Raw genomic sequence first — 12,539 nt, 5'->3', positions numbered from 1 at the left:
CACAGCACTTTTTGTTGGTAGATTCTGAATCACGCTCGTCCCTCGCTGTTCAGAATGACGAGCGTTGGGATTGGCCTCGGTTCTTTTTAAACGAATGAATCCGTCATTCCGACGAGCCTAAGCAAGATCAGGAATTTAATATCAACGAGCTGTGAAGCCAGAAAAAACACTTCTGCCACAGCACTTTTTGTTGGTAGATTCTGAATCACGCTCATCCCTCGCTTTTCAAAATGGCAAGCTTTGGGATTGGCCTCAGTTCTTTCTAAAAAACGAATGAATCCGTCATTCCGACGAGCCTAGGCGAGATCAGGAATCTAATATCAAGGTGCTGTGAATCCAGAGAAAACACCTCTGCCGAAACACTTTTGTGTTGGTAGATTCTGAATCACACTCGTCTCTTGCTGCTCAGAATGACGATATCTAGCATTCAGTAAATTACATCAAGCGGTCTTCATCACTACGACCGCAGCAATCACCACAAAGATACCAAACCAGCCGATTGGTTTGAGTTTCTGCTTAAACAGCAAGGCTCCACCTACTGCGGTACCCAAGATACCGATCGCACCCCAAGAGGCATAAGCAATGGCTAAGTCGATCTCTTTCACCGCTTGTGCCAACAGCGTGAATGCTGTCAGTACCAACACAATCGCCGCAATGCCCCAGCCTTTATATTTAAAACCTTTTGAGCGTGTCAGCGCCATATTGGCCATGATATCGACCAAGGCAGCCATCACGACAAATCCAAATGACATCGTAAAAAATTGACTCATGATTCGCACCTTGTACTAGTAGAAAATGAACGTTCTTTTGCCGGTTTATCGGCATTTTTCTTGGCGTTAGGCTGACCATGTGATTCCCCTAAGGTCACACACACAATGCCAACAACGGCTAACATCAAACCAAACAACTCTTGATGGTTTAAGTTGGCATCAAAGGCGATGATCGACACCACGGTGATCAACGAGATACCCAACCCTTCCCAGACAGCGTATGCCACACCGATAGATATTTTCTTCGCGGCAAATGCGAGGAAGTAGTAAGAGATTGCGATCAGCACATACATTACGATGTAGCCCCACCACCCGTGCCCTTGTCCGATAAGAGACATAGTGCTGGTGCCAGCCACTTCGGCAACGATGGCGAGCAATAAAAATAGACGTGCAACTAGCATGATTAATCCTCCATCAGAAATTAAAAAAATGCATAACGGAGAATGGTGAATGCCGCGTACCTGTATCGACATTCAAAAAGTTAAAAAGATAAAAATGAGCCACTTCTCCTGACTATTTGAGATAAGGTTAGCGCTGGGTAGGAAAAAGAGACAGGTAATTGAGATATTCATTTTTGAATATCTTAAGAAATAAGTTGTCTATGTAATCACACAACATTGATAAGGTTAAAGCATCTGCTCTCTCATTCAGCTGATGCCATCAGGTGACGTCACTGCGTAAAAATCAGCGGCGTATTGAGGGTTTGTCGCACCACTTTATGTAGGTGTCTGTGCAAAGGATGGTTGCGGTTGGTTTGAAGGAAACCGCCAGAGACAACAAACTGACTGAACTCACGATTAACGGGTGGCATTGCGTAAGAGGCGAGTTCTGGCATCAACAATGCCGAGCTTTGACTGGCATACATAATCGCGTCGGTTTCTTGCAACATTTGGCAAGCCAAACGCAAATTATAGGACTTCAGTAACACTACTGGCTCATAACCCATGCGTCGATACTCGGACTCCACGGTACAAAGCGGTTTATATGACGCGGGCGCAGGCAAAGAGACAAGTGGTAGTTTGGACACCGTGTCCCAATCATTGCTGACTTTCGACAACGTTGGGTGGTTTTTGCGCGCCAAAATCACTCGTTTTTCAACGAATAACGGGCGCATGTAAATGTCTTTCGACAGCTCGGTCTCTTGGTCAAGAATGCAGTAATCGTGCTCACCTTCTAACATTTCATCGTGCGAGTAAGTATTCCAGCTGGAAAAGGCAAAGTGCGCTTTGGGAAAGGCTCGATGACAACCAGTGAGCAGTCGCTGCCCTTGCTCATCCATCAAATAAGGGTCAGTTACAATCGCAATCTGCCCTTGGTATTGCAGTGGGTCGAACACTTCAAATTCTTGCACCACTTTTTCCAGTGGTGCAACCATATTGTCGAACTCGGCGGCGAGACGAATCGCCATGGGTGATGGCTCTACCCCATGTGCTTTACGCACAAAAAGCGGGTCATCAAACACTTGCTTCAACTTCATCACGCCGCGGCTGGCGCTCGGTTGAGAAATGCCAAGCTGCATTGCGGCCAGCTTGATGCTGCGGTTTTCCACCACAGCTTTTAATAAACGCATTAAGTTGAGATCCAATGCATCCAGCTGATGTGCCATACCCTAACCTACCAATACCATTGATGAGCGAATACAAAGAGCAGTTAACAATTAGTTAAACACTCTCTCCCGACGTGATCTGATAACCCATATCGAAGACTTTTTCTTCTTGTGTTTCGCCTTTCAGGCGCGCAATTAATAGCTCTGCGCTCTTTACACCAATTTGGAAACGCGGCGTATCAACGCTGGTCAGTTTCGGGCTGATGGTTTGACCGATATCCAGCGCGTTATAGCCCGCCACTGCCAATTGCTGTGGAACTTGAATGCCACGTTGCTGCGCACTCAGCATGGTGCCAATTGCGATGTCATCGTTGGTACAGAACACCCCATCGAGCGTTGGGTGCATTTCCAGTGCGCGTTCGAGCAAATCATGCGCTAAAGAAAAACTAGAATGATCACCAGTTAATACATGTTTGGGTTCTAGCCCTGCTTCTGTCATCGCGCGATCGTAACCTTGCATCCGCAATTTGGTTCGCGTATCCAGACGCGCGCCAAAATAGACGATTGTACGCTTCCCCGTATCTAGCATCTGCTTAACCACGGTGTACGACGCATCTTCATGATCGAGTCCAACCGCCATATCAATCGGCTCCGATGGCAGTTCCATGGTTTCGACCACCGGAATGCCCGCATTTTTGATCATCTGTAATGTACGCGGCGTGTGATGGCTTTCAGTTAGAATAAGTCCATCGACTTGATAAGAGAGTAATGACGCGATCTTGCGCTCTTCTTCAAGCTCATCGTAGCTAAAATGCGCTAAAAGCGTCTCATAGCCATTGGCTTTGGTCACCATCTCTATGCCCTGAACAAAGGAAGCAAAAATTTGGTTGGACAAAGACGGCAGTAAAATACCAATGGCTTTACTGGAGGACTTTGACAACATCGCCGGTGCACGGTTTTCGATGTAACCCATCTCTTCAATCGCAGTCGCAATCTTAGCCCGAGTCTTTTCTGCCACCGACTCAGGGTTACGCATATAGCGTGAAACGGTCATCTTCGTGACGCCAACCTGGTCTGCGACATCCTGCAATGTCGTACGCGTTTTCTTATTCTGTTGAGCCATAAATATGTGATTTATCAGTAATGTTACAAGTAACATTATGACGAATAGACTCTCTGCCGACAAGCTCAGTGAAAATAATTCGCAAAATCATGACGTTATTACTCCATTAGCCATCAAATTGCGTTTCATGGATTGTGAATCAAAACCGAATAAATAAATGACATTTATATCAAAGTTCTTATAAAATGCCGTACCTAAAAGAATAAGACATTAGTCACAGTGCAGTTAGGCTCTAGCGAAACCCAGATTTACTACCACCTGCTTGATCTGGACGACTCCCAAAAGCAGCAATACCTCCAAGCATTGCAACGAAGTCAACCTGAGCTGTATCGACAACTCGTTCCTCTTTTAGCCAACGAGACACCGGAAGAACAACTAACGCAGTTACTTTATTTTGGTGCTCATCAGGCAACGAACCAAGACGTCGATCTAAGCGGAGAAATCATCAGTAAGTACCGCCTAACTCATGAGTTGGGGCGTGGTGGCATGGGTGTCGTATACGCAGCTCTACGTGCAGATGAAACGTTCGAGCAAGATCTGGCTATCAAGTTTATTCAAAGCAATTTGAGTAATGTGTTAGGGCAACGCGCACTCTTCGATGAAGCTCAACTGCTCGCGCGTCTAAACCATCCTTACATCGCGAAAGTGTTTGACGGCGGTCTCCATCAAGATTCGGTTTACATCGTGATGGAGCGGGTGTTTGGTCAAACTTTAGATGAGTACCTATCTGAAAATAAGCTAGAAAAAACGGAGAAGCTGCTGCTGTTTAAGCAGATCTGTCAGGCGATGGAGCACGCCCACCAACACCAGGTTTTGCATGCCGATCTAAAACCAGAAAATATACTGATTGATCGTAGCAAGCGTCCCAAGCTGCTTGACTTCAACTTGACTCAAAAAGCGCACTCCAACCGAGAAGACTCACCCTCAGCGCTGATTGCTTTTAGCCAAAATTTTGCCAGCCCAGAGCAGCAAGCAGGACAGGTTCTAACAGAGCAAAGCGACGTGTACTCCTTGGGCAAAATTCTCGCTTTGATGTTTCCATCACCAACAATTTGGTCTGATGTTTACTGGGTGATAAGACGCGCAACGCGTCCTGCCACTCAAATGCGATATACCGATGCTAGAGCATTGCGCATTGATATCGAACGAATTATCGAACGCCGCCCAATCGAGCAGAAAAAAAACTGGCCATTGTATAGCGCCTTTCGCTTGGTACAGCGACGTCCCCTTGCTTCGGTATTGTCAGGCATCATTGTGCTCTCTGGTGTGTTATTTGGCAGCGCCATGATGCAAAAGAATATCCAGCTGCAACAAGAGAAGAAGATTGCAGAAGATATGATGTACGAAATGACTCGCCTCATCTTCCACGCGAAGGGGCAAAATGTCGAACATCTCTCAGTGAACTCCATGATGGAGTTAACACGAAGGCGGATACTCTCTAACCCAGATATCCCCAAACATATAAAACAAAAAATGTTGTTGGCGATGATGACACCGGTGCCAGAGAAGCACCTAACTACACCAATGAGTTGTCAGCCAAATTGTGCGTCTAAGGACAGCACCAACCAATAAGGCTTAAAACAAGATGTATACACGTTCAGTGGTATTTTGGCTGTCTGCATTGACGGCTACGTCCACGTTGGCAGCAGACGTTTCAGTTGCCACTTCACACCCACCAGCTTCAACCTTGAAGCAAGGCTACTTTATCGACGCCCCAGTGACTGGCCTGTATTACAAAACCAGTTCCAATATCACTGGCGTCACTCAGCAAGGTGCATTTCATTACCAACCCGGTGATGTAATTAGCTTCTTCCTTGGTAACGATGATAAAGGTTATCTGCTGACGACCTTATCAAGCCAAGAAGTGCTGACGCCGACGATGGCGACAACCAAACCTAGCCGCAGCATCAATATGACGCGTCTGCTGCTTTCTCTCGACAGCACGCCTGAGAATCGTGAGGAAATTGTCCTAGCAAACCGTGTGCTTTCTGATCCTCACTTTCAAAGCCAGCTCAAAGGCCTTGATCTCAATTACCTGGATGACGCTAAACGCTACCTCAATCTCGATTGGGTATCTGTCAATGAGGCGATTGAGCACCTAAACGAAAGCCAGCAGTACATTGAAAAAAACTTTTCCTCTGATGAGATCATTTTTGAACCTCGCGACATGACGTTCAAAAACATCGTCATCAAAAAGAAGGATTGGCAAGGCCGCGCTTGTGCTTACGATCTACGCTATCAGCATCATCCCAAATATCGTCCTCCTATTGGTGAAACTCGATTCACTATCACCAAAGACTCATTGATTGAACACCCAAGCATTGGCGACCATTTTCAAGGCTGCTTCCTCTCGATGAAGCGCCCTATCACGGAAGATGTCGTCGAACCGATAAGCAAGTTTGCGGATTGGTTTAATATCGTTGGTTGTTCAATCACAGGGTGCACCCGCAACGACTTGAATGGCTTCTCTCTCGAAGACTTCGATGATGAAGGTGACTGGAAGTACCGCTCCGTTGCCCTCAATTTTGATCCGAGCACCGAGTTATTGATGGAAAAAGTACAAGGTCTCGGGCGTAAAAAAAACATCCAACACAATAACCGCACAGAAATGCTCTGGTTTACGTATCCAAATACTAGCGAACACGATATTGACTACCTCGGTGTGTGGCAGCAAACCGAATACCACCAACAGTCCATGACACAATCGTGCCTATTGATGCGCCATCAACAAGTCATGCGACTGCCGCAAAATACGGACACCTGCCCAACCGATACAAGCCTGTACACCCAAGATGTTACCCGCGAATTTGCCGACATGTGGTGGGTCAACAATAGCGCCCCCAAAGCCGAACTCGCGCAAATGAACGTCATGGTACGTTGGTCAACAACCCCATCTGAAATCAATTACACCACCTGGGAATACTTGCCAGCTGGTGCAACTTGGGAGCAAGGCATTTTATATCGCTATCAACAAAATGTTCTGCGCAACCAAGACGGTTCCGATCGCATTGAAACCCACACCATTTCTGAATTTGTCAAAGTGAGCGAGGATGTATAACCATGGCAACAGCAGTAGCACTGACACAAATCATTCAACAATGGCAATCTGGTGATAAACGAGCTGAGAGCGAGCTCTATCAGTTTGCTTATTTACAGTTGCGTAAGATCGCCCAGCACGAGCGTGAACGAAATGCAGAAAAGTACGGCACCGACAACAAAGTACTGGCAGACAGCGTCAACAGCACCACGGCATTAATTCATGATGCTTACCTGAAAATGTCCAACTGCGACATGAGTGAAATTGAAACAAAGCGCGATTTCTTTTTGATGGCCGCCAAAGTGATGCGTCAAATCTTGATCGACAACGCACGCTCGCACCAAGCACAAAAGCGTCAACACATTACATTGATGAGAGATGAAGAAGATCGTTTCGAGCAATTGATTATCATGGATAAAGCTCTGGATAGTTTCAGTAGCCGCTATCCACGCCAATCGAGCGCACTCAAACTCAAGTATTTAATGGGCATGAAAAACCAAGAAATCAGTGAGCTACTCGAGTGCAGCGCAAGCCTGATAGAGAAAGACCTCAAGTTCTCTCGCAGTTGGCTACAATCACGAATGGCGCACACGTAATCATGAACAAAAAGCTTTGGATAATCGGCGCAGTATGCGTCGGTTTGTTCGGTATTTACTTCATTTCAAACAAACACAATTTGGCATCTGTGAAAGACTCGTCAGACAACGCCGACAAGTCAACCCAGCAAGCACATCGTCAATATGAGCGCACATCTTTAGTTGAAGTAAAGCAAGCGTTGACAGGTTCTGCGTTGGATCGCACTCCTAAAAAGACGGGAGATGACGCATTTAACTCCGCCCTTTTAGGACAACCTGGCCCTGTTACGAATCCATTTCATACCACAGAAGACAACACGTTTTACGAGTCAGCATTGGGTGATAAGAACAGCCGACCACAAGAGGACCCATCAGAGAATAATAAACCCATCATCAACCTCACTGTGGAACAGCAGCTACAAACCATTATTTATGCTTGGGAGCTGAAACAAAACTCTCCGGTGAGTTATTCGCTCAACCTTAACCAGCTTTTTGAAGACCCAGATGGCGATCTCCTCACCACTCAGATTTGGCTTGAAAACGCCAATGGGTTAAGAGTCCTCAACCAAGGACAAATGATGGTACAAGGAGCGCCTGAGGAAATAAAAACCACCACATATTTGGCGGTAGCAGCGCGCGATGATTATCACGGTAATAGCGATCATGCATGGGTCACAACGCGCTTTGAGTTACCCGTTATCACACCCGATCAAAATGACACAGAACATCCGTTAGTTGGCGATGTAGTTTATCGCCTAGAGACGACACAAAATCTTGCCGGTATCGCGTACGCGTATGAAGTGGTGTATTGCGAGGCCTTTCAGTTTGAGGGGGGCGAAGTAAGTTATGCCGCCTCACACAACAAACGCCAGTGTCCTGAAAAGGGAGACTTGAAAAAAGTGGGCAAGTACAAAATCAGTGATGACTCGTTGATCGTTTATGTCCAAGGTGTACGCCAAATTTGGACCATCAAAAAAGAATACCCATCTCAGGTTCATGAAGATACTCGGAACTACTTCACCACCGTGTTTGATGGTAAACAATTCGAAAGCTATACCATGCAAAAGAACAAGCAGTCCATGGAAAAGCGCATCAATGCACCGACAGGACGATATCTGCATCAAATCTCCTTTTTTGATTATTTGCTACCTCTCCCAAGTGGGGGGTATCTGGTTGCTGAAGTTGGCAATTATATTTATCACTATGGTACTCAAGTCATTGGTCCTCATGGTGAAAGCATCGAATCCGATTTCAATTTACACACTTATGGTCCTAACCTGTATTGTAGCGATGTCGCCATTTGGTATCACAGCCATGTCATTGCTGGTCAAGGAGACTATCAAATCGACATCATATCAGACCCTAACCCAGACGATCCGACTTACCAAATTGATTGCCACGAGTTCATCAGCACCCCCGCTACTGGACAACAATCGTTATCGTTTGATCTTAACTATTCCCCTTACGACGAGCTACTTGATGGCGAGGTGTATAGCTACATTTTACGTCCAAAACCTGAGCTCGCTGATCGCGTTGAGGAATTTAAGATCAACATGATTTATCACGCCCCTGTCCTTAGCGACACCCAATAAACCTTTTTTACAGGTGGTTATTTTAACAAAACAATCATTTCCAAAATAAAACTGGAACCGTGATCAAATTATAAATTTTCCATCATAGACAAAAAATAGAAATAAATTTTACGGGTTTTGTGCGGATTTTCGTGTCTTGAACCTAAGCTCAATAGTCATTAAAAAGACACCACTCTCTTATATCTCACTAGTGAGATATAAAGAAAAAAAGAATAAAAAAAGCGACTTTCTCATTCGGAAACGAAACAAGGACAAATAAATAATGAATAAGGTGAGTTTACTAGCAGCGTCAGTGGCTATCGCTCTTACAGGCTGTGGCGGTTCAGATGGTGGTTCAAACAGTGCTAACGACGGCGTTGTGATCACAGGTTTTGACGGCTACTTCAAGCATGCCGTTGTTTTTGAAGATACGAACAACAACGGCCAATGGGACACTCAAGAAACATTCCTTGGTCTGACCGATGAGAAAGGTCAACTGAAATTGGATGCAAAACCAGAAAGCACTCTAGCGCTACAGACCATCACACCAAACGGTTCAAAGCAGAAACAGCTCATCGCCTTGGATGCGAAAGAGTACGCTGGCAAATACACGGTAGATATGGATCATCCAGGCCAAGCTATGGCGCACGAAATCGTATTCCGTGCACCAACATCATCAAACGTGATTTCACCTATCACGGATCTTGTGGCGATTGAAATGGCAAAAGATCCAGCCATTAGTGAAGAAGACGCGAAAGCGAAAGTAAACCAAGCGCTAGGAGGCTCAGAAGAAGCACCAATTGATCTGTACAGTGATTTTGTTGAAGGTGCGACAAAAAACGCCGAACTACATAAAACCGCTCAGATTCTGACCGACTCGAAAGCACAAAACCCAACGAATTACGAGAAAAAAGCCACGGAGTTTGCTCAAGCGGCAAACCAAGAAGTGGAACGTCTTGTTACATCTGGCGAAAACATCAATGACCCAAATCTACGTCCAATCATCACTGACGCGACCCCACACAGCGACACCTTAGCACCTGAAACGGCAGTTAATAACAAGCTAACCGTAAACAAAATCGTCGAAAAGGCAGCTAAAGATAAGCTAGAAAAACTACCAAAAATCGTACAAGGCGTGGACTTTGATGGCTTAGAGCTAGACATTGAAGGTCTATTTGCAGACAAAGACCAAAACCTTGTGACAACCAAACTGACGCACAACTTTGCAGGCACAGGCATTGAAGTTGTGCAAACTGGCAACCTGATTGTTCTACATCCAACAGCAATCGTAGAGAAAGCTGGTGATTTTGAGATTGTTCTAACGGCGCAAGACATTGATTCGTCAGGTAAGGTTTTGGGTACAGTAAGCACCGTATTTCAGTTCGAAATCGAATCGGCAAACTTACCACCAATGGTTGTAGAAACAGAACAAGCGCGTCTGCAGTCCATCGTTGATGGTTGGTACCTACAACAAGGTGAAGTGTTTGAACAAACACTCGATATTTCTGGTTTGTTCCAAGATAAAGACGGTCAAATTACCGACTACTCAGCGGACTATGTAGACATTGAAGGTCTAACAGTATCTGAGGATGGTAATGCAATTATCACCATTAAAGGCACACCAACAAAAGCAGGTGAAGCTGGAGCAGTACTTGCGATTAGCGCAACAGATGGCCATACCGCGGTACAAATTGCGCTCAGCATGCCAACGGTTATCGAAGGCGTCACGCCACCACCAGTAGTACCGACTTTGGGCTTCACTCACGAGCACTTCAACGGTCAAGAATGGAAAATGGGTAGCTTTGCACAGAAAGATGGTGAAATTGGCTACGCCATGTTGATGCAAGATTCTGAAGGCCTACTATTCTGCTGGGGTTCAAACCACGATGAGATGAATCAAGAGTACAAAGCGAACATCAGTGACTTCCTAAAAGACACATGGGAACACGATGCTTACGCCATTCTTGCCGATCTGGACCAACAAACTGGTTACACGGAATACAACAATAAAGACTGTAACGACGTTGAGCTGAAAGACGGTAAGCTATACAACAGCTACGGCGACGAGTATGAAATGTTGTACCAGCACAAAACCGAGCATAACGGCACTCAAATGATCGTTAAAATATCAGATGATGAGCTGTTCTGGATGGACTCAAGCAATACCCCATTTGCAGAATCACTTTCGGTTGCAGAACACATCAAACACGGCACGGTAGAGCATGACTTGATGGTAGAAAGTAATGGCACAGGCGACGACACAGTCCTGAAATACTCGTCAGGTGCGTACGAATACGACACTGATACTTACAACTACACTTCGTTCATGCCAACAGGATTCCAAACTCCAGGTAATTGGGAAATCCAGAATGCTGAAGACCGTGAACTGCTGATTCTAGAAGAAACGGGCTCAGAGTCAGATTACAAAACTCGTCATCGTTACATTAACCGCGATTTTGGTGATTTTTATATCGGTATTCGTTGGAGTAAAGAACAAAACGGTCATGAATCCGCGCCGGAATATGGTCTGTACTCTAACAGCAAAGAAGCCATGACAAGCATCGCGAGTTCACTACCGATTTTGGAGCCTGGTGATGATGACTAAAGCAACCATCGTTAACCCTTGCTGTGATAGCGTGCATTTGCGTAGAAGACGCAGAACACTTTGGGAACGATTGGTCGGCATCAAAGAAGTGTATATCTGCTCTAACTGTCACAAAGAAACGCCACTCAAATAGCGATAATATTTGAGACCGCAAAAAGCCCCGAACTCGGGGCTTTCTTCTATATTTTGACCGCAATATCTGAGTCGTTATTTCACGCACACCACGTTCAATAATGAGGTCCCGGTGAGCTGATTGGGCTCACGATCGGCGAACAAACCTTTCTTATCTTTGCCCCAATACGGCAGTTGCAGTGGCCATTGATTTTTTTCCATCACCCCAGACGCCCTCAGCGCTTTAAACTCTGCAGGGTTGGCTAAGCTCATACCCAGTTGCTGACATACTTTGTGCGAGTTTTCGTAGTTGAGGCGGTTCCACGGCTTACCATGTTCCATGTAAAACTGATTATGGTGATCGAGTAAATATGGGACCACGTACGTTTTGCCCTGTACTGAAGTTCTCAACCGAACTTCAATGTCATCATTTCCAGTGACAATTGGCTTCGCTTTGGTCTTAGCAACAGGCTTAGACGAAGAGCTATCACGCGAACTTTTTGCATTGGTATCTGGCTTCTCTGCCCGCGCTTTAAAGGCGTCGGTATCAGCTCGCACAGCAGGAACTGGCGCGGGTTTCGGGGTCACCGTCGGTGTTGGCTTAACCGAAGATGCGGCTGATTTCGACGGCACAGCGGGTTTAGATAGTGTCGTAGACTGTTTATTCTCTTTTCCAACCACGCGGATGAACGCCTCTTTGTAATTCGACAAGGTTTTGACTCCTCGCAAATCTCCCCTCGCATCAGACAGATCTTTGTAAGGCCCAATCAAACAGCGATAACCTTTGGATTCAGGCTTCATCCACACGTCGGTCGTAATCTTGCTGTAAAGCGGCTTTGCTTTCGCGAGTGACATAGGCTTTGGTAGTAATCCGCATTGAATCCAGTAGAGGTAGTTGCCTCCTTGCGGCACTTTCTTTCCCCATACTCCGTTACCAATTGGGCATGTTTTCTCAAGCATCGGTAATTCTTTCTCGCTGGCTTGAGTGGCTTGGCAAAGGAACTCCTCCGCCTCAACTGGATTAGAAAACTGGGCGCATACCAGCAACAAACCCAAAGCCAGGCTTGCTTGGAAGACGTTAGATGGGCGTTGGGCCTTCTTCATTTCCATACACTTCACTCTAAATTAGTGGGTAAGGTCATCATGGCGGAAAAGCGCCAAAAAAATGTGAACAAAGAATAACTAGCAAAAAAAGAGCCGG

Annotated in this window: 11 protein-coding genes; 6 read left to right on the top strand and 5 right to left on the bottom strand. The window is 45.8% G+C overall.

What is annotated here, in order from left to right; all coding sequences use genetic code 11:
* Window positions 1–440: 440 nt before the first annotated feature.
* From R7D93_RS17595 to R7D93_RS17580, 4 genes are all read right to left on the bottom strand, one after another.
* Window positions 441–770, bottom strand: a complete 330-nt coding sequence (locus R7D93_RS17595; RefSeq protein WP_005478614.1) for an SMR family transporter — start codon at window positions 768–770, stop codon at window positions 441–443.
* Window positions 767–1,171: an SMR family transporter gene (locus R7D93_RS17590; RefSeq protein ID WP_005379135.1), complete on the bottom strand. Its 405-nt coding sequence runs from the start codon at window positions 1,169–1,171 to the stop codon at window positions 767–769. Before R7D93_RS17590 ends, R7D93_RS17595 begins: the two co-directional genes overlap by 4 nt.
* A gap of 269 nt (window positions 1,172–1,440) precedes the next feature.
* Window positions 1,441–2,376: a LysR family transcriptional regulator gene (locus R7D93_RS17585; RefSeq protein WP_005379132.1), complete on the bottom strand. Its 936-nt coding sequence runs from the start codon at window positions 2,374–2,376 to the stop codon at window positions 1,441–1,443.
* A gap of 55 nt (window positions 2,377–2,431) precedes the next feature.
* The gene (locus R7D93_RS17580; RefSeq protein ID WP_005379123.1) at window positions 2,432–3,439 is read right to left on the bottom strand and encodes a substrate-binding domain-containing protein; all 1,008 of its coding nucleotides are present in this window, start codon (window positions 3,437–3,439) and stop codon (window positions 2,432–2,434) included.
* Between the two features lie 219 nt (window positions 3,440–3,658).
* On the opposite strand from R7D93_RS17580, the gene R7D93_RS17575 reads away from it, so the two are divergent.
* From R7D93_RS17575 to R7D93_RS17550, 6 genes are all read left to right on the top strand, one after another.
* Window positions 3,659–5,011 (top strand): serine/threonine-protein kinase, encoded by a 1,353-nt coding sequence (locus tag R7D93_RS17575; RefSeq protein WP_005384231.1) that lies wholly within the window; start codon window positions 3,659–3,661, stop codon window positions 5,009–5,011.
* Between the two features lie 13 nt (window positions 5,012–5,024).
* Window positions 5,025–6,497 carry a hypothetical protein gene (locus tag R7D93_RS17570; protein WP_042523863.1) on the top strand — a complete coding sequence of 491 codons (1,473 nt, stop codon included), beginning with the start codon at window positions 5,025–5,027 and terminating at the stop codon, window positions 6,495–6,497.
* Between the two features lie 2 nt (window positions 6,498–6,499).
* Window positions 6,500–7,072, top strand: coding sequence for a sigma-70 family RNA polymerase sigma factor (locus R7D93_RS17565; RefSeq protein WP_005379118.1), 573 nt, complete (start codon window positions 6,500–6,502; stop codon window positions 7,070–7,072).
* Window positions 7,073–7,074: 2 nt separating this feature from the next.
* Window positions 7,075–8,643 (top strand): hypothetical protein, encoded by a 1,569-nt coding sequence (locus R7D93_RS17560; protein WP_042523865.1) that lies wholly within the window; start codon window positions 7,075–7,077, stop codon window positions 8,641–8,643.
* A gap of 262 nt (window positions 8,644–8,905) precedes the next feature.
* Entirely contained in the window at window positions 8,906–11,227 is a 2,322-nt protein-coding gene (locus tag R7D93_RS17555; protein ID WP_225497006.1) for an acid phosphatase, read from the top strand.
* On the top strand, window positions 11,217–11,360 hold the full coding sequence (locus R7D93_RS17550; protein ID WP_012841245.1) for a hypothetical protein: 144 nt from the start codon (window positions 11,217–11,219) through the stop codon (window positions 11,358–11,360). The genes R7D93_RS17555 and R7D93_RS17550 overlap by 11 nt, the downstream gene beginning before the upstream one ends.
* A 74-nt stretch (window positions 11,361–11,434) precedes the next feature.
* Here R7D93_RS17550 and R7D93_RS17545 read toward each other — a convergent pair whose 3' ends face one another.
* The gene (locus R7D93_RS17545) at window positions 11,435–12,448 is read right to left on the bottom strand and encodes an SPOR domain-containing protein (protein WP_186584562.1); all 1,014 of its coding nucleotides are present in this window, start codon (window positions 12,446–12,448) and stop codon (window positions 11,435–11,437) included.
* Between the last annotated feature and the right edge of the window lie 91 nt (window positions 12,449–12,539).

The organism is Vibrio sp. YT-15, from assembly GCF_033337445.1.
GTDB lineage: Bacteria > Pseudomonadota > Gammaproteobacteria > Enterobacterales > Vibrionaceae > Vibrio > Vibrio alginolyticus.
The sequence above is the reverse complement of the archived record's forward strand: the minus strand, read 5'-3'. Positions and strand labels throughout refer to the sequence as shown.